Source organism: Rhodococcus sp. OK611 (assembly GCF_003050885.1).
GTDB lineage: Bacteria > Actinomycetota > Actinomycetes > Mycobacteriales > Mycobacteriaceae > Rhodococcus_G > Rhodococcus_G oryzae.
Genome location: NZ_QAOZ01000016.1, coordinates 62,656 through 85,373, shown reverse-complemented (window position 1 = coordinate 85,373; position 22,718 = coordinate 62,656). Strand labels below are relative to the sequence as shown.

The following is a 22,718-nucleotide window of genomic DNA, read 5'->3' as shown; positions in this document are numbered from 1 at the left end:
GCTACGACCCGTCGCTTCGAACACGACGCCGCTCCGTAATACAAGTCGGTGAAGCGATCCTCCAACCCGTCGGCGATCTGCTGCTCGGCGAGCACCCGCAGCTGTGCGGTCGCGAGTTAGATGCCGAGCGGGATGCCGTCGAGTTCGAATGACATCGAGGTCCCGTCGATGTCATTCGTCATGTAATGAATTGAACCGGGTTGTCTCCCTTCGTAGTCACCAGCGGAATGATTGAGTCCGGACCAAATCTCGAATGAATGGTCTTAATTCCGGCCCCTGGGTCTAGCCGCCGCGCTGGTGGAAGCCATCACAGGGACAGTCAGGCTGGTTCGGCGCGACGAGCGGTCCACCATGCCGCCTCCTTTCTCGGCGCGGTAGCGGTCGGCCCAGACCTTCGCCGTCTACGGTGAGCATTGGAACCGTTCGGCGGCGCGGCGAAGGACCAGCCGTCTTCGACGACGAGGGTTGCCAGGGCTAAACGGCCACGTGAGGTCAGGAAGACATTGGCATGTCGCACGAGGACCTCTCGGTGGTCGGTGCGTGTGGTAACCACACCGATACCGGACATCGATAACTGTCAGCCCTTAACAAACGCACACGGCCGTCGACCACCCGGATACGATCTGAATGAGAGCCGACAGAGTACGCTCCATCACCGCGTCTTCGAGGCGGCGCACGCGCCCGTAGTCAATTCACCAAGTGCGCAATCTTTTCAATCATCGGTGTCAGCACTTGCCGAGCCCCGGTCTCGATGAAGCGGGTCTCGCCACGATCGAGCAGCATCCGTATGCTTTGCGACCAACGCACCGCGCCGCATATCTGAGCTGCCAAGCAGCCCGGTAGCGCATCTTGGGTGTAGATCCTACCGGTCAGATTGGCCACCACGGGAATTCGCGGCGCAGAGAACTCCGCTGTGGCAAGCACCTGCTCGAATCGCGCTTGGGCGCTCTGCATCAGCGGGGAGTGGAAAGCGCCGCTAACCGGCAGTTGTACATAGCGGGCAGCACCCGCCTCTAGGAAATGGTCCCGTGCAGCCTGCACCTGCTCAGCGCGGCCGGAGACCACAACCTGATCGGGTGCATTGAGGTTGGCCACCCAGATGCCACCCCCGTCCCATGAGGCCGCCGCCTGCTCGACCTGTTCGGCGGTGAGGCCGACGACTGCGGCCATCGAACCACCGTCGGCCTCCCCCATCAGCTCACCGCGCGTCGCCACCAACCTCAGTCCGGTAGCGAAGTCGAACGCGCCCGCGGCGAACAGCGCACAGTACTCCCCCAGACTGTGCCCCAGCAGATACGACGGCACCAGATTCGCGGCTCGCTGAAACCTAAGATAAGCAAGGACATTCACGGCATAGATGGCCGGTTGCGCATAGCGCGTGCGGCCCAGCCGCGGCGCGCCCGGCTCGCCGCACAACTCCCGGATTGAATACCCGAGCACCTCGTCTGCCTGGCGAACCAGATCAGGGAATTCATCGAACAGGTCCTTGCCCATACCCGGGAACTGCGAGCCCTGCCCGGGAAACACAAACACTGGCATGCTCAGTGCTCCGGCACGAAGACGAACTTGTCGGTCGCACCGCCAGCCAGATCGCGGTACGTCTCCACGGCCTGGTCCAGCGGACGAACGACGATACCTGTAGGCGCGGGCACCGCCCCCGACTCGAACAGTGGGCGCAGTGCAGTCAAGGACACAGCGCTGGTAGTTGTATCGTGGCGGGCGGAATTGACGCCCAGCAACGTGGAGCCACGCCGGTAGAAATCCAAGACCGGTACTCGCTCGTGCCCGTCGCCTGGCGCCGCGATGATCGCCACCCGTCCACCGGCGGCTAGCGCCGGAATCGCCGCGGGAAGCCAGAACCCGGTCGTATCGAAGACGACCTCTGCACCGTCACCGAAGTACTCACGTACCGACATGGCCAACTGCTCACCCAGCACAATTGTGTCGATGCCGCGGCCACGCAACTGTTCGGCCTGCTCCGTGCGCCGAACCGCAACCAGGACACGCGCACCGCGGGCTGCGGCCACCGCCCGCGCCGCCGCGCCAACCGCGCCCATACCGATGATCAGCACGGCATCTTCGGCACCAATTCTGCTGCGCTCCAGCACTTCCCACGCCGTCAGATACGGCACGCCACACGCCGCGGCCTGCTCAAACGATAGATTCGCCGGTTTTGTCGATACTCCGGTCGCGGCCAGCGCCACATACTCGGCGTGCGAGCCGTCGCGGGTAAAGCCCAGTTCGCGGCCGCTACCCCACACTTCGCGTCCAACCAGCTCGTCCGGGCCGGCTACGACGACGCCGGCGAAATCACGGCCAGGGGTGCGCGGCACGGTTGTGTATGGAAACTTGCCGAGGACATTCTTGAAGTCGCTGGGGTTGAGCCCAGCAGCCCGGACCTGCACCACCACCTCGCCCTCTGTAGCCAGCGGACGGGATGTCGCGGCGAGGTGCAGTGCGTCCAGAGAACCGATGCGGTCGAACCGGAGTGCCCGTATTGCTGTCATCAGTGAACGTCCTTCTCGTGTGCGGTGCCGTCAGTGATCAAGTTTGCTGCGAAAGGGAGTACGTCGTCGCCGGTGATTCCCGAGACAAGAGCTAGATAGCCGTCGAGTGGGCCGGGATCGTCGAGCGCGAATGCCGCGGCCACGTAGCCATCGGGGCGCAGCAGGACTCCAGTGTGCGCGGGGACTGCCTGCCGTTCGCGCCAGCGCCCGGCCGGATCAATGAGCACTTGCGACCCCAGCGGTCGCCGGTAGCGCTGCTTCGTCGAGGGTCGGTCGTAGACCACGAAGGAAGCTCCCTCCCCGGTCAGCCGCAATAGACCCGCCCGGCGCAGCGACGCCAGGAACCGCTCGGGCGGATCGGCGTCCTCACCAGCGAAAACCAAGAGGAGATGCCGATGTCCTCCGAGCTCACCCAGCATCGGAAACACTTCATCATCCGCGGTGCGGAAGCTGGTGTGCGGCATGCGTTCGCCAGCTCGGATGTGCGGCCCGCACGGAGCCGTTCCCGCACCGGAACGTCCGAACAGCCCGCCCGCCGGATAGCCGACCCTGAACTGACTAACTTTGGCTAGTTCGGCGGCGTGAAACGACGACCAGCGCAGCAGATAGTTTTGGTAGCGCAGCACCTGCCGTTTGATCCGATTGCGCCCGAAGATTCGCTCGCTGAGCAGATCGTTGTACTCGAACAGTCTCTGCGCGACCGGGTGTCGCTCATCGTGGTAGCTATCCAGGATCCGGACATCGCGGGCCTCGTCACGCTGCGCGTGGCCGAGTTTCCAGGCGAGGTTCATCGCGTCCTGGATTCCGGTGTTGAGGCCCTGCGCACCGATCGGGCTCTGAATATGAGCGGCGTCGCCGACAAGGAACACCCCACCCACACGCAACCGCTCGGACAAGAACTGCCGCGGGTTGAAGCGTGTCACCCAGAAAGGTTCGCCCAGCGTTACATGCGCGAGTCCCACGGTATGCAGTAGCTCGTCGAACCGGCGGATCACGAAGTCTTCGTCGACCTCGTCGGTGGCGGTACGGCAGGTGGAGATGAGCCGGAAGTAGCGGCCGTCGATCGGCAGAATTGTGAAGAAGGTGCCCTCGTCAAGATAGAACGCGTGACGATCCTCGGGATGGTAAGGAAAACCGTCCATCTCGATATCGGCCATAATGAACGTCTCGTCCTGCTCGGCACCGTCGAAGCTGGTCCCGAGCATCTCCCGGACCCGGCTGTGACTACCGTCGGCGCCGACCACGTACCGCGTAGTGACCTCGCTGATCGTTCCGTCGGGGGCCGTCAGCACGCACCGATAACCGCCCTCGACACTGATCAAATCGGTGAGGGCGAGCCCGCGTTCGACCAGCGTGCCACGCGCCGATGTCGCCGCGGCGAGGATCTCGGTGGTCCGGCTCTGGCTCAGGTGCAACACGCCGGGGAACTCGCCGTCGAGGCGGCCCAGATCGGCAACGGCGATCTTGCGCCGCCGCTGGGTGTAGTGGTGGATTCGCCGGGACAGGATGCCGTCAGCGAGAAACGCGTCGGCGACACCGAGCATTCGAAAGCACTCGAGGGTGCGCGGGGTCAGCGTCATCGCCTTGCTCAGTGGAGACCATTGATCGAGCTTGTCGATGATGCGGAACCGCACCGCGTTACGCTGCAATGTCAGCGCCATCGTCAGACCGACCGGGCCAGCGCCGACAATCAGCACGTCCAGTGGTTCAGGATGTGCAGCTGTCCTCACTGCACTCCTCCGGTCGTTACGGCCAGAGCGTTGAGGCACCCGGCGACTCGGTCAGCCTCAGAGTCCGCGACGGCGATCAGGACGAATCGGTCCGGGCGCAATACCACCACGTCCGCTTCGCACATCGCCGCGAGAACCTCGCCATCGATGTCGTCGAGCACGATCACACCTGATTCCGGTTCGACATCCGCGCCGGGCGAGCTGATGCGGGCGACGGTTGTTTCCGGGCCCAGCAGCGTGCGCCAGTGCGCCGCCGGCACCCGGCTGCGCGCGCGGGCGAGTACCGAGAATCCCTGCCCTAGAAGGTCATCCATCAGCGCGGTCCCACCGTCCGAACCGACGCGCGGCTGTGGGAACATGCGGCCGCCGCCTGCCGTCGGATCGAAAAAGCCGACGGCGAATTCCGGTGCGGGCTTAGCGCGCCGCTGGTCGGCGACCGACACCTCCAACGCATCGGGCGCCCGGTCAATGTCGCCCTCTATGCGGCGGGCCAGATGCCGGATGAACGCGACCGTCAGGGCCATGTGGCCGCCCCGTTCGGCCTGGTAACTGTCGAGTACGGCGGTCGGCAGTCGGCCGCCGAGCACTAACGCGATCTTCCATGCAAGATTGACCGCATCACGAATGCCTGAGCACAGGCCCTGACCACCGTACGGCGGGACCAGGTGCGCGGCGTCGCCAAGCAGAAACACGCCGCCCTCACGCAACTGCTCCGCATGCCGGAAGGATCGCACGTAAACGGCGGCACGAACCACGTCGACCCGGTGATCACCAACGAGCGGCCGCAGCGCGGCACGTATCTGCTGGTCGTCCACCGTATCGGCGCGGGCCAGATCGGCGCCTAGGCGACACTCTATGCGCCGCAACCCTTCTGGCAGGGTGATCGAAACCATCGGCTGCGCGCAACAGGGTTCGTGGCGATCGGTCATCGCCGCGCTCAGCACATCGTCGTCACGCAGATCGACGACCAGCCACTTTTCCTCCTGGGTGTCGCCGACGAGATCCAGGCCCAGCTGCTGGCGTACGCGGCTGCGAGCACCGTCGCAGGCAAGCAGGAATCGCGAGGTGGTTCGGAGCTCGGCGCCGTCGGTGCTGCGCAGCAGACTGACAATCGTAGCGTCGCAGTCGTCGCCATCGAATCGGCTGTCGTAGGCGACAAATTCGATTCCTTCGCGCAGTTCCACGGACTCCAGCTCGGCGAGGCGTTCCCGCAGGCCGGTCTCCAACTGTGGCTGGAGGAATGTAGCCAAGAACGGATGACCGTATGGCCCGGGCACCGCGGGGGGTTGGAAGCGTGAATAGCCTACCGGCGATAGGTATTCGATGATCGGTTCAAAGTGCAGCAGCGGCAGTTGACGCTCAGCAATGCCGATGGCCTGCAAGGCACGCATAGTCTCGTCGTCGATTCCGATCGCCCGCGGGTAGGTGTACATTTCCTGACGCCGCTCCACCACGAGGGTGCGAACACCGTACTGACCCAGCAGGATTGCGGTGAAGAGCCCGACCGGACCGGCACCTACGACGACCACGTCGTATTCCGCCTCAAGCTCAGCGGTTGGGTTGGTCATTGGGTACCTTTCGCGATGATCTCCAGCACCTGGTCACGGCACTGTTCGGGGTGTAGGAAGTAGTGGTCGCCGTCGAAGACGTGACTCTGGAACGGCGCGGTTGTCCAGTGCGCCCAATCCCGGACCTGCTGCTCAGTTACACGGTCATCGCGGCGACCGTGGAGTGCAACGATCGGCACGTCCAGCACGGTGGCATCCCCGTGGCGGAAGCTGCCGACCATCCGAATGTCGTTGGCCAGAATCGGCAATGCTATCCGCAGCAACGCGGGGTCGGCGGCGGTGGCGTCAGGGAACCGCAGCGCCGTCGCCAGACACTGCAGTTGGGTGGGTGTCATCTCGCGAATGTGTTCCGCGGCAGGCAGATCTGAGTATCCGGCGGCCTGCAGCTCCTCACGGCAATCCAAATAGAATGGATTGCCGCCACTCGCAGGACTGCTGAACGCGGCCAGGTACAGGCACCGCGGGCCCTGATGCCCGTTCGCCCGCAGCCTCGCGGCGAGCAAGTAGCTGATAAGCGCGCCCGCGCTGTGCCCGTATAGAGCGAACGGGCTGTCACCATGGCGCACCACCTCGGTCTCCAACTCGGCGACAATGCGGTGCACGTCCGACACCAGAGGCTCGTCGAGCCGAGCTCCGTGGCCTGGCAGTGCTACCGGGCACACCTCGACACCGGGTGGAGCAGTTCGCTGCCAGCCGTGAAACAGCAACGTGCTGCCACCACCATAGGGAACACAGAGCAGTCGCAGCTTCGCCGCAGGGTCACGAGCTACGAAGTAGGGTTTGGACGACTTGGTACTGCTCTGGGGGACGACCGTTTCCAGCCCAATACCCGTTGACGACAGCGATCCAGCACCGGTGCCGAAATCGGTGACGGGCTGCGATTCAATAGCCACAGTTCCGGTCACGGGTTGGGTGCCAATAGCAGATCCAGACACGGTGCTCACGGCCGACATACCAGCGAAGGCCGGACGCGAATCGCCACCCGACGCATGACCAGTAACGGAAACGGACCGCGCAGGGGATGCGGCACGTTCCGCAGTCAGACACATCGCCAGATCAGCTACCGAAATCCCCTGCACAATATCGGCGAGAGTCACGCCACTGCGTGGGTTAATAGGTTCGAGCGCGCGGTAAAGGCGGGTGGCTTGGATCGAATCGATACCCAATTCGCTGGTGGTGTCCGAGGCGGCGATCTCGGTGACCTCAATTCCCGTGAGTTCAGAAATGAGTCGACTGATCAACGCGGCGAACAGGCTCGGCATCTGACCAGATTCAACTGCCGCGATGTCCGCGGCCTCCTCATCTGTGATCCGCAGCGCGCCGGACGCGGTTGCGGATGCGGCGACGACCGAATCGATGCCGCTCTCGATCCAGCGGATCGTACACGACCGACATTCCAGGATCACCGATCCGTCGGCCGCCACCAGTACGAAGCGCCCGGTAACGCTCTTGGCGTCCGGTGCGAGCTGCACCCCGTCGACCAGCATCGCATGCGGCGCCACAGGCTCACCGGGGTGCACTATTACCTGTCCGAGACGCTCCACCATGAACGGCACTGCGGCAGAAACGGTTTCGGGCATCAGGACGTGAAATACCTGAGCACAGGCGTCGAGGATGCCGGGCGCGACCCGGGCAGCGTGCTGGACTGTCACGGCGTGGGCGGTGTCGATGGCAGCGCACGCCACGCCACCCCGGCGCCGTACCTCTCCGACGGCCCGCACGCTCGGTCCCAACTGCAGCCCACGCCGGCCCATTTCGACGTAGAACTCAGCACCGTCGCAGACCAATCCAACTTGATCCCATGAATCGCGATCAATCGCGCCGGGCGCTGTTTCGGTGTGCCGGCACAAAGTGCCGGATACGTGTAGCTCCCAACGGTTGGTATCGGCATCGACCAGCGAATGGAAAGCGAAGCCAGGAGCATCTCCGTCCACGTCGTCGAATACCAACCGCAGCTGGGCGGGTTGTTCGGTCACCACCAGAGCGGTGCTGAAGACCATCTCCTCAATTTCGAATCGAGCCTCCGGACGGGCCCCGGCGATCGCACGCAGCAGCATCTCGACGAAGTAGCCGATGTGCACGATCCCGTGGGTATCGACCACGGGCAATGCGGTCGGGGCGAGCAAAAATTCGAATTCGGACCCGCTCCGCGGCGACGGGTACTCGCGCGGCTCCAGCGGGTCAGCGGGCAGAACGACACTACTGTTGCACGGCGCCCAATCGAAGGCGTACGGGACCGGCTCCAGCACCGAGGTGGGCACACGCACCCGGCGCACCCCGCACTCGGCATACCACTCAGCCCAATCCACTTCTGCACCAAGTTCGTACATCCGCAGCACGGCGGCCAGCACTTCGTCGACCGCGACAGCCTCCTTCAGCGGTAGCAACTCTCCCGCGGCCGCGTCAACAACCGAATCTCCGCTCGGAGTGAGTTCGACGACCTGCAAGGTATTGACGAACTGATCGGCAGAGATGCCATGGCCGAGCATTACTGCTACCGGGACGTCGTGCTCGACGCATACCGCCGCGGTGCGAGACGGGTCGGGAGTACAGCCAGCGACGCGCCGCCAGTACCCGGGATCACGCAGCTGGCGACCGCCGACGAACACAGCGTCCTGCGGGCAAACGACCGCGGCGTCCAGGCGCGCTACCGCCGGCTGTCCCGGTGCCGGTGGCGCCGACGCCATCGGCACCCGTAGCGCAAGCCCTGCCAGAGTGCGGGTCAGCTGCCGCGTATCGTCCACCCGCACGTCGGAAAACAGCTCGATCAGCTCCTCGATGACCGAATCGAACTCACGCGCGCCGACCTGCAATGCCACCGCATACATGCCCAACCCATCCGGACACCACACGTGTGCCTCGACACCGAAGCCTCGTAGCATCTCGATGCCGCCGCACAGCACCGCCAGCTGATGTCCTGCGAGCGCAGCCGCCGATACCGCCGAACCGCGCCGGAGCAAGGGTGTGCCAGTTCGCGCCGTCCATGCCTGTTCCACGCGATCAAAACCACGGCGGAAACCGCCGAACCATCTGTACCACTCCGCGACTCGTGAATCTGGTTTGACCGGGATAAGTCCCCCGACGATGAACGCAGCCTGCATCGGGCCGGTCCGGGTCAGCCGCGATCGCGACACATGCTGCGGTGTCGCACCCTGCGTTTGCAGAGCACGCAACAGCCCTTGCCGGTCTGCGCCGGTGACGTAGGTGCGGTAGGGGCCGTGAGGGCGGCCGGTCGCGTACGTGAAGCAAATGTCGCCGGCCGTATGCGGGGCCGATTGGAGGTAGCCGACCGCCGCGTCCACGGTCGCCGACAGCGCAGCAGGTGAGCGGGCACTGAGCACCAGCGCATGCCGTCGCTCGGTATTCATTTCGAGCGCGGACGACGCAACGGTGTCGTCGGGTGTGCTGACAATCGCGTGCGCATTTGTGCCGCTGAAACCGAATGAGCTGACCGCCGCAACGATCCGGCGCCCCCCGAAATTCACTTCCTCGCGCGGCACTCGCAACATGAGCCGATCAAAGTCGATGTTGTGGTTCAGCGTGTCGACCCCCGCCTGCGCAGGAATGCGGCCGTGCTGCAGCGCCAGCACCACCTTCAGGAGCGATGCGACGCCGGAAGCGGCTTCGAGGTGTCCGATCTGAGCCTTGTTAGAGGCGACGATCAATGGCCTTTCCGCCGGCCGGTCCTGACAATAGATGGCGCTGGCCGCAGTCGTTTCGATTGGATCACCCAAAGGCGTGCCGGTACCGTGCGCTTCAAGGTAGTCCACGTCAGAAGCGCGCAATCCAGACTTCTGCAGCGCGGTGGCCAGCAGCTGTCGTTGCGCGGTGCCATTCGGCACGGTCAGGCCGCTGCAGCGGCCGTCGTGATTGACCGCAGTCGCCCGCACGAGCGCCAGTACCTGATCTTGGTCACGGTTCGCGTCGATGTGCCGTTTGAGGACGACGACGGCACCGCCCTCGCCTCGGCCATAGCCCTCACCCTCAGCAGTGAACGGGCGACAGCGGCCGTCGATAGACAGTGCCCCGAACCCTGCCAACGCGGTCACCACGGATGGGTCGAGCAACAGGTTCACCCCACCCACGACTGCGATATCGCAGTCGCCGTTGCGGATACCTTCGCAGGCCAGATGCAACGCCACCAGCGACGACGAACAGGCGGTATCCACCGATACCGAGGGCCCGGTGAAGTCAAAGGTATGGCTGATTCGACCGGTTACCACGCTGTCCAGAGTTCCCGTGGCCACGTACTGGCCCGGCCTCGCCGACTGGCGCGCAAGCGCACCGTACTCGCCGCCGATGACACCGAAATACACACCGACGGTTCCGGGAACCTGCCACGGGTTGTAACCTGCCCGTTCGAGGGCCTGTGTGGTCAGCTCGAGCGCTAGGCGCTGGGTCGGGTCCATATCGCTTGCCTCGGTAGGCGATATATTGAAGAACCTCGGATCGAACCGCATCACATCGCGGTCCAGGTAGTTGGCTGTCGCGAATCCGGCGGCGACCGGTTGCGTGGCGAAGTGCTCACCGTGAACGGTCCGCAACCATTCGCTGGCCGGGGCGTCTCGCTCACAGGTCTCGCCGGAATTCAGCAACTCCCAGAAGGCCTCCGGTGAGTCGGCACCTCCGGGCAGTTCGCAAGCCGTCCCGATGACGGCGATCGGCTGCTGCTTGCCTGTTTCGGGTCCCACGGCGACGCGGACGTTGAGATCGCGGATCGTGTCCAACGATTTGCGAAGCAAAGCCTTGAGCTGTTCGTTTTCAACTTCGAGTGTCATGATGCCCTTCGAATCGAAACGCGCTGGTAATCAGAGAATCTGGGTGAGCACCCGCTCGAGTTCGACCGCCGACAGGCGGTCGATCGAGGCCGCATCCAAGTTGGGCAACTCGGGCGCAGTGGCCGCCACCCCCGTGACCGTCGATTTCACCTCCGAACTCGACGAACTCACCGCGAACGTTGAGCCCACCGCATCGAAATCGATGGCCATGTCGAGGTAATCGACGAACTCGGTGATCGTCGGATGGTCGAAGCCAGAGGTCTCACTCGGCTCGAATCCGAGCTCCTCGCTGATCGCTGCCCGCACCTGCATTAGATGAATGGAAGACATACCTAGGTCGAAGAACCCAGCATCGACCGCGGGCATCTCATTGGCCGGATATGCCAATGTTTCGGCGATCCAGCCCTGCAACAAAGTTCGTAGCCGCTGCCGGCGCACCATCGGTGGTAACTCCGCCAGCTCGCACGACAATCCCTGCGCGGCCACCGGCACGCTCCCGCTCCGTACGACCACTTCCGAAGCGACCTCTGCGGCAGACTTTTCCCGAATACCAACTGGGTTCACCACAAAGGTAGCTGCGCCCGACTCCGTATGCAGACTCGCCGAACCGGAGACCGGTTCGGAGTCTTCAGGAGCCCTTTCGATCACGTTCGTCATCGACCTCGCCACCCAATCGGGCGCGCCCGGCGAAACATGAATCCCCGAGTGAGACCGGTCCATTTCACCGAGGTTGGGAACAACCCCCGCCGCGATCGCGAATTCCATGGCCTCGCCGCTGGATCGCGACGTTTCCGGAGGTTCAGGCCAGAAGCGTTGACGTTTCGGTCGTGTCGGCGGGAGATAGACAGGCAGGTGCTTATCGAGTTCGGGATGGACAATCTGCCAGTCAATTGGGAATCCGAGCGTCCAAAGCGTGGCCACCCGGTCGAACTGTCCAGCAGCGATCAACCGCAACAAATAGTCGTGATCCTCGGCGAGCTGACCGAAGAGCGGGTCGACATCCACCGTTCCTACATAGATTCCCCTGTTCCGCAGTCGCTTCGCGTCGCCCGACTCGGCCGTCACGGCACGTAACAGGTCTGCCACCTCGGCCAACGAATCGGCCGCGAACGCAGCCCGGTGCGCATAGGCTTCCCGGCAGCGCAGTAGCGTCTTGACGACGGCAGGCAGAGTTAGTGTGTCTGCGAATGCTTTACGCCACCGATCTTTTCGGTCAAAATCCAGATAGTCGGCCATGACTCGGGCATGGGCTACCAAAGTGTCACGGTCGCGGGCCGACAATGCGATGACGAATCGGTGGGCTGTCGATGTCACGACCGGTACTCCTCGAGGACGATATGAACATTGGTCCCACCGGCACCAATCGACGACACCCCGGCTCTGCGCGGAACATCCCCAAAACCCATACGCACTGGATCCCAATCTGTGAGCTCACGCTGGACGTACACTGGTGAGTTAGCAAAATCGATGGCTGGATTTGTGCGTTCGGCATGCAACGACGGCACCAGGACGCGGTTGTACATCTGCATCACCACCTTCGCCAGCTGAGCAACGCCGGCGGCGGCCTCTGCGTGACCGATGTTCGATTTCACCGACCCGATCGCGCAGTACTGGTTCCGCGAGCTCGCACCGCGGTAGGCGGCGCCGATCGCGGCGACCTCGATCGGATCGCCGAGCCGCGTGCCGGTGCCGTGCGCCTCAAAGTAGCTGATCGTCTCGGCACCACATCCTGCTTGATTCATGGCACGCGTAATGGCGGCGGTGTGCGCGTGCGGGTTGGGCACGGTGAAACCGCTCGTGCGACCGCCGTGGGTGAGAGCGCTACCTCGGATGACGCCGTAGATGCGGTCGCGATCGCGTACCGCGTCGGACACCGGTTTGAGCAGGAATGCCCCGACCGCCTCGGCGGGCACGTATCCGTCGCCCCCCTCGCCGAAGGCATGGCAGCGGCCATCGGAGGACAAGAACTGATATTGAGCCAGCATCTGGTATTTCGACGGATGCAGACTGAGATTGACGCCACCCGCAATGGCCATCGCGCATTCCCCGCGCCGCAGGCTCTCACATGCCAGGTGCACCGCGTACAGCGACGACGAACACGCTGTGTCCAAAGTCATGCTGGGCCCGCGCAGGTCGTGTACGTACGATACCCGGTTGGCGATCGCGTACGTCTGGGCGTTGATCGGCACGTATCCGCCCGAGCGGGCCGCGGCATCGCGTTGCACGAGCTGGTAGTTGTTAAACGTGGAGCCGACATAGACGCCCACTTCGCTATGCATGGCGCGCAACCGGTCCCGCGTATATCCGGCGCTCTCCAGACAGCCGCGGGTAGCCTCCAGGAACAACCGCTCCTGCGGATCCATGAACATCGCCTCGACCGGAGGTATGCCGAGTGCGTCGGCATCGAAGCGGTCGACGTCGGTAAGGAATCCGCCCCATTTGGAGTAGACCTTGCCCGGGACATGGCGGCGCGGATCGAAGTACTCGGCGTGATCCCAACGCTTCAGTGGGATCTCGGTGATCGAGTCGACGCCGTCGCACAGGTTCGACCAGAATTCCTCGAACGAGTCCGCGCCCGGGAACCTACCGTCGAAACCGATGATCGCGATGCCATCATCCGCAGGGTCACGGCGCGAACTCCCCCCGCCCGGTGCGCCGGCATTCAGAAGGACGGGTGCCAGAGGGCCGGATGCATCACTGACGTGCGGTTTGCACGAGGGTGCGGAAGCGACCGTTCCCGGTGCAACGAGATCGAAATGAGCGGCGACCGCACTGGCGTAGTCCCGGTGGATGCGCTCGGCGACCTCCTGGATAGTGCGGCATTCGAAGAATAGCGTCGCAGCGATATCGCCGAACCGTGCCGAGAGTTCGGTGTTGAGTTGGTGGATGATCAGCGAATCGACACCTATATCGGCGAATTCGGAGTCTGGCCGCAACAGCGCGCGCTGCGAGCCGGTAGCCTCAGCTATCAGATCGGCGAGCAACCCCTCCAGCCCTCCGGCCGGATCGACAGCGGAAGCCCGTCCAGCAGGCGCACCCATCTCAGCTCCGGCCCCCTCTACCGAACCTGGATCTGGATAATTCTCGAACTGGACCCCGCCTTCGAGGCCGTATGCCGCAGCAGTGTTCTGCGTGGGATCGCTTTTCGGCCTGGCCGCATTGTGGTTCTCTTGGCGATTCTCCACCGCTGTGGCATTCGGTGCAACGCCGCTAAGGTTCGTGTCGATGTCGTCGTGCCAGAAGGGATTTGGATCGAACCGATATCCTGGCAATCCCGCGGGGCGAACCGCGCCATCGACTTGCGTTCCGGACCAACTTACATTGTGACCGCGTAGCCAGAGGGCGAGCAGTCCGGCCGCCATATCGTCGGGGCCCGCGGTGGCGATATGTACGAATACCGAAGACATCTCCCTCGGCGCCGGGCCGACCACGACCATTGCGGCAGACGGATCTACTTGCTCACAGATGAGTGCCGCCGCGGCCATCGCCTCATCCGCGGCCGGCGCGGCCACCAGACGACCGTTGTAGTTGGCGCGGGTTTGCTCGACGAGCGCAGTGAAAATGTCGAGCCGGCCACCGCGGACCCGGGCATGCGTACGAGCACCCGCGGCAAGCTCGGCGATCTCGATCTCCTCGTACAGAACGGCCACGAGCTCCTCGCGATCCAGGATGTTCTCACAGATCAGCCCTGCCAGCTCGCGGGTCGCCGGATCCACCCAGCGCGCGGGCTGCAGGCCCCAGGCCCCGTCGATTTCGGTAAGCGCAACCGTGACCGCCAACGCGGTTAGAGCCAACTGCGCTGGCGCCAAGTGTGGCGCCCGCCCGCCGAAGTCACGCAGGACCTCGAGCAGTCCGAAACCACGATCCCCCAGCAACTCCTCCCACCGCCCGATCGCGCGGGTGAAGGTGAACTGGTGATCGAGCAGCAGCGCCGCCTGCGCCGCGTAGGGTGCCACGTCCTCCAGTGCCTGCGCACATCCGTCCAGCAGATCCTGCAGATAATCGTCGGTGAATTCGTTGGGCAGCAATTGTTCTCCGCAAACGACGACCCCGCATCGAGGCGGCTCCTCCAGCGCGAACGGACCACCGTCCAGCAACGCGACCACGGCATTCTCGAATGAGACCGCCTCGGCGTGCACCAAGGCTGCGGCGGCACCGGCGATGTCGACAGCTACCAATTCGGCGGCTCTCACGCCGCCGGACGCGAGTGCATCGAGGCTGTCGAGATGCGCGGCGAAGCTAGCCAGCCGGCCCGCCAGCCCGAGTTCGGCCGCCAGAACGGTCAGCGCCTCCAGCTCCGGGTGCCTTACGATGCTCGCCGCGAACGGGCCTACAGGCTCGGTGCCGGTATGCGGCGCGAGCAGGACGGCCGGTCGCGGCTGAGCGGTCACGTCGGCGATCGCATCGGGCTCCTCGCCCCGGCGCAGGGCCGCAAGCAGCTGCGGTAGGTCCTGTACACGGGCGCCAACCCGATAGGGCAGGTCCACCCGGCGCTGATTGGACGCCCGGCACAGCTGCTTCATCATGGATTCCTGTGCTCCGCGCGGATCGGCTGCCCACGCGCCCAGCGTGCTCACCAGCGCGCTACGGGTCTTTGCGGAGAGGGTGAAGACTGCTGCACGGGTGTCAAATTCGCTAGCAGCAGGACGATCGGTTTCCTGGTACTCCTGGATGACTGCGTGGCAATTGACGCCGCCAAACCCGAACGAGCTGACTCCCGCGGTACGCGGCCCGCGCCCGGTTGCCCACTCCCCCGCGGTGTCGGGAAAGGCGATGCACTCGCCGACGCCGCGCAGCAACGGATTGTGGACCTCGCGGTTGAGGGTGGGCACGATCCGGCCGTGGCGCAGCATCAGCAGCACTTTGATCAGCCCGGCCAGTCCCGCGCCCGCCTCGACGTGCCCGATATTCGTCTTGACCGAACCCACCTGCAGTGGGTGGGCGCGATCGGATCCGTAAACGGCTGCCAGAGCCTCGATCTCGATCGGATCGCCGAGACTGGTTCCGGTTCCGTGTGCCTCCACATATCCGACGTCGGACGGAGTAACTCCAGCCTCGTCTAGTGCCATCCGAATCACATCGACCTGCGCGTCGGCATTGGGTGCGGTGAGGTTGCGGTTGTGGCCGTTGTGGTTGGTGGCCACACTTTTCACCACGCCATAGATGTGACAGCCGAGCCGTTCGGCCCGCTCGCGGGTAGTCAGCAGCACCATCCCGGCCCCCTCGCCCGGAACATAGCCGTTGGCGCGGCGATCGAAAGTGAAGCAGCGTCCGTCCGGACTCAGCATCCGCGACTGCGTGAACGCCAAGTATCGCCACGGCGAGCAGACCACATTGACACCACCAACCAGCGCGAAATCACATTGCTCGTGTTGCAGGTCACGACGTCCCTGCGCTAGAGCGACCAGAGAGGCCGAACAAGCGGTATCCACCGTACGGCTGGGGCCGGTCAGATTGAGCAGGTAAGAGATCCGATTGGAGGCGATGCAGGCATAGTTTCCGATTGGGTCGAATGCATCCACCCGCTTGTTGTCGGAGATTCCCTTGATCAAATAGTCTTGGGCCATCAACCCAACATTCACCGACGTCCGGCCCGACTGCAGCAGCCCGATCGGCAGACCTGAGTCCTCGATACAGTGCCAAGTTTCCTCGAGGAGGATCCGGTGCTGCGGATCCATAGCGATTGCCTCTCGCGGTGACAAATTGAAGAACGCGTTGTCAAAGAAACGCGCACTCTCCAGACCACCGATCCATTGTGAATTGATCGTCCCGGGCTGCGTTCTTCCGTCATCGAAGAATCGCTCCCGGTCCCAATTATCTGACCCAACCTCTCCAATGTCAGATCGTCCAGACTCTAATGTATCCCAGAACTCACCGATATTGCCTGACCCCGCAAATCGGCAACCGATACCCACGACAACGACGTCTTGATTCATCCCCCACCTTTTCTTTACTCCCCGGAAATGACTAATTTATCCACTGCGCGAGCGAGTCGTCGGCGACCGCAGCAGGTCGTGGCGATCGGGCGAGCGTCAGCCGGGCCACGATTGCCAGTGCGCTTGCGGCGGCCGCCACGATCCCCATCGGAATGGCACTTGTGCCACCGACCCCGACCAACGGGGCGACGATCGCCCCCGCCAGAAACTGCTGGCAGCCGAGAATCGCCGCGGCGCTGCCGGCGGAGTCACCGTGTTCGTCGAGTGCGAGAGCGGTCGCGTTGGGAAGCACGAATCCCAGCGAGGACACCATTACCCACAGCGGGGGTACCAGCCACCACACCGATAGCCCCGGAAGCGACACGACCACCAACACCGTCACCGCCCCCAGCCCCAACCCCCACAATCCGGCATCGAGCAGCAACCGGGGTGACCGGCGGTTCAGCAATCGGACATTGATGCCGTTGGCCAGCAAGATGCCCGCACCATTTAGGGCGAAGAAGACACTGAACAGCTGTGGGGACACCCCATACACCTGCTGAAACACGAACGACGATGCGGAAATGTAGGCCACCATCGCTGCGAAGGAGAGCGCGACCACCAGCACATATCCAACGAACCGTCGATCTGTGACCGCCGCACGTAAGCCTGCCCACACGGCCGCTGCCCCGCCGCCGTGGCGACGCTGGGGTGCCAGTGTTTCCGGCACCCACAGGTAGGCAAGCGCAAGGAAAATAAGACCTAGCCCGGCAAGCACCACAAACAGCCCGCGCCAATTCATGACCCGCAGCAACTGCGCTCCGATGACCGGCGCCAAGATCGGCGCGATTCCGTTGACCGCCAACAGGAACGAGTAGGCCTTGCTCGCGGCCGTCCCCTCATAGAGATCACGGATGACGGCGAAGGAGATCACGATCCCGGCGGCCCCGGCCAGTCCCTGGAACAGCCGCAGCAAGTCGAGAACCAGAACGTTACCCGCGACGGCACACAGCAGCGAGGCAACCGTGAACACGGCCATGCCAGCCAGCATTGGCCTCCGCCGCCCCCACGCGTCGCTCATCGGACCGATCAGCAGTTGACCGATGGCAAGCCCGAGCAAGCACGCAGTCAGCGACGATTGGATGCCAGACGTTGTCACACCCAGGGTGTGCGCAGCCTGCGGTAACGCGGGCAGATACAGATCGGTGGTGACCGGCCCGAAGGCGGACAACGCGCCGAGCACGGCAATCAACCGAACTTGACTCATCTGCATATTGGTGAATTTCATGATGCTGCCGAGCCATACTCGACCGAAGAAACAATGCGCAAATACGCACCAAGTGCCCCTGCCAGAAATATCGCGCCATTGCTCGTACCCATTTCAACAAGCTCCGAACGCCAACTAACAGAAAGCATGTCCCCCCCTTGAACACGGCATGTTTCATGGACGCAACGCCTAGCCGACAAATTGGCGATCGAACCAATCTATTACTAGCCCACACGATGCATCTCTATAACGAGAGTAGCAACAGGTTCGCCGATGAGCCGACCGAGAAGTTACAATGTGATACATGCCACAGCAACTGATTTGCATTTCAAGAATTATCGTTCCTGAGGATTTCCTGTGAGGTCCATCCATCATATTAGACGATCGGGATTTTCTTCCCAAAAGCGACATTTGGCAGGATTATCCCATTTGCGGCACAAATACCTCCGACCGGTGGGACTTACCTCGAAATTTGCATGCCTCTGATTTGTCGGCCTGCGCTGTTTCGGATTGATCGTTTCGACCATCAGTCGGGTGTTCGAAGAGATGCCGCGCGCGGAGTGGACGGGGGCGTCGGGTCCACAACCCCGTTGGGGGTGTCCCTTCCCCGTCGCGGGGAACTGATTCGTGCAGTTCAGGATGGCCCGTCCGCGATCGCCTCTGAGAGGGCACGGAATCGCGCACGGAGCGATGACGGTCGGCCCGATGCTTGCCTCCCCCGATGCTCACCTCCAAAGAGGCCCACGACCTGTCCTATCTGACCGGTTCACCGCTGCGCGTCCTCCGGGCGCGAGCGCACGACTCGGTCCTGCGGGACCTGACCGCCGGCGCCGAGCAGATCCTTCCCCTTAGTCCATTCTCGGTGGGCAGGCCGGGGACTTCGTATGGATCACCGACTATCCTCCAGACGGGACAGGACCCTCGGGGTGGTGGCCGCTACCTGGGCCCGTCACTCACGACCGCACCCGCCAGTTCTGATTGCTGACGCTGCTCGACGCCGGGCCTCTCGACCCCCCCCAGGAGTACACCGATGTTCAGTACCCGGCCTGGAGTTACGATCGACCACCGGGGAACCGTCTGGGCGACCGCCGACGGCCTTCAGACGATCCCCGCCGGGTCGATGCAGTGGCCGGAGAAAATGGACGCGGGCCGCAATGCTCCACGTGGCCAGACGCAGACGGCAAGAGTGAGTGGCGTGCCGGCTCATGAATCGGTGTCCACTCGCCTTCAACCAGTTCATCAATACGAACAATATGGAACTGATCCAGATTTGTGTGATCTGGAGCCGTTCTGAAGTGTGATCACTGACCGGTCAACCTTTCCAACCCGCATGCAGCCCAAACGAACCGCCATTGGTGAACACCGCTCGGCGGTCAGGGCCTCCGCCTCCGTCGCCACCTCGGCGAATCGCTCCCGGCGCAGGCCAGCCCACCTCGAGCAACGACCTGCGGGTCTCGAGGTGCATCGCGGTCAGTCGGGCGATCTCGGGCGTCGTGAACTCGGAACCGGCGATGTCGGCGTACGGCGAGCCCCGCCACAGCGACAGTGCCTCCAGGTAGGCGGCCGCCGCCGCGTCCGCGGAGGTCTCCGCGACCTCGGCGCCGATCCGGACCAACTCCTCGAACCGCGCGACGTCGACGCTTCCGCGCGCGGCGGACAGCAGGTACCGGCTGCCATCGCGCACCAGCACCCCGTCCTCGCGCCTGGCCCTGTCCGGACTGAGCAGGTCGCGCAGTTTGGAGATCGCGACGTGCAACGAACTGAGCTTGGGCTGATCCAGGTCGTGCCACACCTGGGCCAGCAGACGGTCGGCGGACACGGAGTGCGGGTAGGCGAGGACGAGCGCCGCGAGCAGCGCGCGCTGACGGGCACCAGCGAGGTCATCGGGCGTCCGTCGCGGAGCGCGGCGACGGGCCCGAGCACCCGTAGTTCCAGGCTTTCCGGCATGGCCCGCCCCCTCCTCAGCGCCGCCGATTCCCCTGAGCGCCAGAGGTTACCGGACTCGCCTGCCCGCCCGGGCCGTCTCAGCCCCTCGGCACGACCCGCGAGAGCACCCCGGGCAGCGGGTGCCAGTCCGCGGTCACCACGCTCGCGTTGCCTGCCGCGAGTTCGTCGACGCGGGCCCGCGCCGCCTCCTCCGACGGGCTGGTGCCGTCGATCGCGGGGGCGACCTGGTGCGCGTCGGTCATCACCAGCAGGTAGCCGCGATCGCGATACCAGGCGGTGTCGATGCCACCGTTCACGAACGCGGCGGCGTCCCCGTCGAAGATCACGAACCACGGCCGGACCGTGGCGTCCGGATACCGGGTCTGGCGGGGGTCGCCCGCCTCCGCGCGATGCACGGCAGGGAAGGCGACGGCCTCGTCCAGCGCGCCCGCCGCGGCCAGATCCCGGAGGTGGGTGGCGTATTCGACGTCCGTCCACAGCGGATCGGCCGGGTTCTTCTCCTCCACTGTTCCCGGGATCAGCTCGACGATGAACTTGCCCGCCAGCTCGCCCCGCCCTGGCCAGCCGTCGGCGCGCACGGCCTCGTCGAGGGTGACGGACGCGCCGCCGGTCAGGTCGGACGGCCGGAACAGCGCGGAGCCGAGCCGCTCGTCCAGGAGGGCGTCGAACTCGCGCGGGCCGAGCCCACCGGGGGCGTTGAAGCCGTCCTTCATCTCGATCTTGATCATCACCGGCCGATGACCGGGGTTCGCGTCGTGCCAGACCCGGAGATCGGCGAGGCACCCGGCGAGATCCTGATCCCGGGACAGGCCCCGCAACTGCTCCGGCGCGGGCGCGTTCGCGCAGTTGTTGACGTTCGCCAGCGGATTCTCGTGCGAGACCCGCCAATCACTCATGCCGCCACCCTTGGCGACCACGTCGAAGCTGTTGGTCCAGACATCGAGTTCGATCAGGCCCGCTCCCGAGTCCAACGCGTCCGCGAGGTGCTCGTACGTCTGCTGCTCGTAGGCGTTGTGCACGCCGACCGCGGTGGTCGCCGAGTACGGCGATCCGGATGCGGCCGCCGGATCCGCCTGGGCGGGCACGGCACTGACCAGCAGGACCGCGGCGGTGGCGGCGAGGGCGGCGATGCCTGCCTGTCGAGAAGGATTCACTTGGTGCTGCCTTTACGATGAACGGAGGGTGAACACCCGGCAGCGTACGGGCACCGAGCGCCCCCTGGTTCCGTTCTAGCCGAGCTGGATATCTCCCGAACGAAGGGCACCGACCTTGTCGAACACCGAGATTCAGCTCACCCGGCACGTGGCGGCGACGCCGGCGAAGGTCTGGGCGGTGCTCACCGACCTCGACGCGGCCGCGACGACGCTCACCGGGGTGATCAGCACGGAGCGGGTCGCCGGCGAGGGCTACGCCGTCGGCACCCGCTGGCGTGAGACCCGCAAGATGCTGGGCAAGGAAGCCACCGAGGAGATGTGGGTCGCCGAGGTGGACCCGGAGCGCCGGACCGTGGTGAAGGCGAACTCCCGCGGCGCCGACTACACGACCTCCTTCGCCCTCGCCCCGAGCGGCGACGGCACCGACCTCTCGATGACCTTCAACGCCGACCCCGGGAAATCCACCTTCCTGGCGAAGCTGCTGATGAAGTCCTTCGGCGGGCTCGGCGCGAAGGCCACCGCGAAGATGATGACGCAGGATCTGCGGGACATAGCGGCCGCCGCCGAGGCGGCCTGACTCCGGTTCGCCGGGTCAGGCCCCGATAGAGCCCTTGAGCATCGGCAGCATCGCCCACAGCTGGTCCTGCCAGTACGGCCACGCGTGGGTTCCCGTCGCCGGGAAGTCGAAGTGGGCGGAATCGATGCCCATGGTCATCAACCGCACCTGGAATGCCCTGGTCTGGGCCAGCGAGAGCGCCTCGAGTCCCATCCCCGTCGCGGTGTTGACGTAGTCGATCGGATAGACCGGACGGTTGTGCACGCCCGGCAGACCGCTGGCGGCCGAGATCCACATCGGTAGCCCGCGCAGGCCCTCGGCCTGGACGAACGGGTCGTGCCGCAACCAGGCCGGGTCCCAGGGCGGGCCCCACATGCAGTCCGAGTTGTACAGGCCCGCGTCGAGCATCGCGATGCGGATCGCCTCCCGCATCCCGGGTGCCGACAGGTTGAGGTAGCCCGACATCGCGCCGGCGAAGGTGAACTGGTTGCGGTGGTGGGCCGCCAGGATCAGGGCCGCATTGCCGCCCATCGACAACCCGACGACGGCGTTGCTGGTCCGGCTGATGCCGTACCTGGCCGCCAGGTGGTCGGGCAGGTTCTGGGTGAGGAACGACTCCCACATGTACTTGTACGGCTGGTTGGTGAAGTTGTTCGGGGCGTACCAATCCGCGTAGAAGCTGGACTCGCCGCCGACCGGTTCGATCACGTTGACGCCGTGATCCGACAGCCAGGCGGCGTTGGTCTCGTGTTCCCAGCCGCTCACGTCGTTGGTCGCCCGGATCCCGTCGAGAAGGTAGACGGCCTTGTTGCTGCCGTTGTTCGCCAGCCACATCCGGACCTTGATATGCCCGACCCCTCCCGGCGCAGGCACCCAGTCCTCGTGGAACCGGTCGTACGGATTGGCCGAGGCGGGCGCGGCGGCGCCGAGCGCCAGTCCGAGCGGTAGCACCAGTGCCGCGATCAGCAGCAGCACCGCGGTCCGCGCTCCGTCTTGGACACCCCTCGTAGATCCGCGCATCGCCATCGACCTCCGTCGTGACATGAGTCACAGTGGCACCACGCTATTCCCCTCGACTGCACCCGAGTCGCCTCCTCCGCGCAATCGTTACCTGCACGTGGCCCGAAACGACACCGTTCCGCGACCCTGAAACGCCCCGGTGTCCTGGCGAGACCGGCCCAAGATTTACCATCAAACCAACCGATAGGTTTGTCCGGTTTGGATACATTGACCGGCGAATGTGGCACGGCCACAAAGATCCTTGGGGAGGGGCGGCATCATGCGGGGAACGTGGTC

12 protein-coding genes and 1 pseudogene are annotated in these 22,718 nt (G+C 64.5%); 1 reads left to right on the top strand and 12 read right to left on the bottom strand.

Features of this window, described 5'->3' with window-relative positions:
* Positions 1 to 332: 332 nt before the first annotated feature.
* The 11 genes and pseudogenes from C8K38_RS27825 to C8K38_RS20195 all read right to left on the bottom strand — a co-directional run.
* Positions 333 to 568 (bottom strand): annotated as a pseudogene (locus C8K38_RS27825) (helix-turn-helix domain-containing protein); the annotation flags it as partial.
* A 119-nt stretch (positions 569 to 687) separates the two neighbouring features.
* Complete coding sequence (gene fabD / locus C8K38_RS20240; RefSeq protein WP_097213212.1) at positions 688 to 1,539, bottom strand: ACP S-malonyltransferase; 852 nt, start codon at positions 1,537 to 1,539, stop codon at positions 688 to 690.
* Between the two features lie 2 nt (positions 1,540 to 1,541).
* Entirely contained in the window at positions 1,542 to 2,507 is a 966-nt protein-coding gene (locus C8K38_RS20235) for a quinone oxidoreductase family protein (protein WP_218840989.1), read from the bottom strand.
* Positions 2,507 to 4,237, bottom strand: coding sequence for an FAD-dependent monooxygenase (locus C8K38_RS20230; protein WP_143548499.1), 1,731 nt, complete (start codon positions 4,235 to 4,237; stop codon positions 2,507 to 2,509). The genes C8K38_RS20235 and C8K38_RS20230 overlap by 1 nt, the downstream gene beginning before the upstream one ends.
* Positions 4,234 to 5,805 (bottom strand): FAD-dependent monooxygenase, encoded by a 1,572-nt coding sequence (locus C8K38_RS20225; protein WP_097213210.1) that lies wholly within the window; start codon positions 5,803 to 5,805, stop codon positions 4,234 to 4,236. The genes C8K38_RS20230 and C8K38_RS20225 overlap by 4 nt, the downstream gene beginning before the upstream one ends.
* Positions 5,802 to 10,583 (bottom strand): beta-ketoacyl synthase N-terminal-like domain-containing protein, encoded by a 4,782-nt coding sequence (locus C8K38_RS20220; protein ID WP_097213209.1) that lies wholly within the window; start codon positions 10,581 to 10,583, stop codon positions 5,802 to 5,804. Before C8K38_RS20220 ends, C8K38_RS20225 begins: the two co-directional genes overlap by 4 nt.
* A gap of 30 nt (positions 10,584 to 10,613) precedes the next feature.
* Complete coding sequence (locus tag C8K38_RS20215) at positions 10,614 to 11,897, bottom strand: acyl carrier protein (protein ID WP_143548498.1); 1,284 nt, start codon at positions 11,895 to 11,897, stop codon at positions 10,614 to 10,616.
* Complete coding sequence (locus C8K38_RS20210; RefSeq protein WP_097213207.1) at positions 11,894 to 16,519, bottom strand: beta-ketoacyl synthase N-terminal-like domain-containing protein; 4,626 nt, start codon at positions 16,517 to 16,519, stop codon at positions 11,894 to 11,896. The genes C8K38_RS20215 and C8K38_RS20210 overlap by 4 nt, the downstream gene beginning before the upstream one ends.
* 31 nt (positions 16,520 to 16,550) lie before the next feature.
* Entirely contained in the window at positions 16,551 to 17,786 is a 1,236-nt protein-coding gene (locus C8K38_RS20205) for a multidrug effflux MFS transporter (RefSeq protein WP_257017642.1), read from the bottom strand.
* A 1,291-nt stretch (positions 17,787 to 19,077) separates the two neighbouring features.
* Positions 19,078 to 19,584, bottom strand: coding sequence for an AfsR/SARP family transcriptional regulator (locus C8K38_RS20200; RefSeq protein WP_257017641.1), 507 nt, complete (start codon positions 19,582 to 19,584; stop codon positions 19,078 to 19,080).
* Between the two features lie 205 nt (positions 19,585 to 19,789).
* Positions 19,790 to 20,866 carry a phosphatidylinositol-specific phospholipase C domain-containing protein gene (locus C8K38_RS20195; protein ID WP_097213206.1) on the bottom strand — a complete coding sequence of 359 codons (1,077 nt, stop codon included), beginning with the start codon at positions 20,864 to 20,866 and terminating at the stop codon, positions 19,790 to 19,792.
* A 115-nt stretch (positions 20,867 to 20,981) separates the two neighbouring features.
* On the opposite strand from C8K38_RS20195, the gene C8K38_RS20190 reads away from it, so the two are divergent.
* The gene (locus tag C8K38_RS20190; RefSeq protein ID WP_097213205.1) at positions 20,982 to 21,443 is read left to right on the top strand and encodes an SRPBCC family protein; all 462 of its coding nucleotides are present in this window, start codon (positions 20,982 to 20,984) and stop codon (positions 21,441 to 21,443) included.
* A gap of 15 nt (positions 21,444 to 21,458) precedes the next feature.
* Here the strand turns inward: C8K38_RS20190 and C8K38_RS20185 are convergent, their stop codons facing one another.
* On the bottom strand, positions 21,459 to 22,442 hold the full coding sequence (locus tag C8K38_RS20185; RefSeq protein WP_097213204.1) for an alpha/beta hydrolase: 984 nt from the start codon (positions 22,440 to 22,442) through the stop codon (positions 21,459 to 21,461).
* Between the last annotated feature and the right edge of the window lie 276 nt (positions 22,443 to 22,718).

Coding starts and splice junctions, on each gene's coding strand:
- fabD (WP_097213212.1), bottom strand. CDS start 1,539: ATGCCAGTGTTTGTGTTTCCCGGGCAGGGCTCGCAGTTCCCGGGTATG.
- C8K38_RS20235 (WP_218840989.1), bottom strand. CDS start 2,507: ATGACAGCAATACGGGCACTCCGGTTCGACCGCATCGGTTCTCTGGAC.
- C8K38_RS20225 (WP_097213210.1), bottom strand. CDS start 5,805: ATGACCAACCCAACCGCTGAGCTTGAGGCGGAATACGACGTGGTCGTC.
- C8K38_RS20220 (WP_097213209.1), bottom strand. CDS start 10,583: ATGACACTCGAAGTTGAAAACGAACAGCTCAAGGCTTTGCTTCGCAAA.
- C8K38_RS20210 (WP_097213207.1), bottom strand. CDS start 16,519: ATGAATCAAGACGTCGTTGTCGTGGGTATCGGTTGCCGATTTGCGGGG.
- C8K38_RS20205 (WP_257017642.1), bottom strand. CDS start 17,786: ATGAAATTCACCAATATGCAGATGAGTCAAGTTCGGTTGATTGCCGTG.
- C8K38_RS20185 (WP_097213204.1), bottom strand. CDS start 22,442: ATGCGCGGATCTACGAGGGGTGTCCAAGACGGAGCGCGGACCGCGGTG.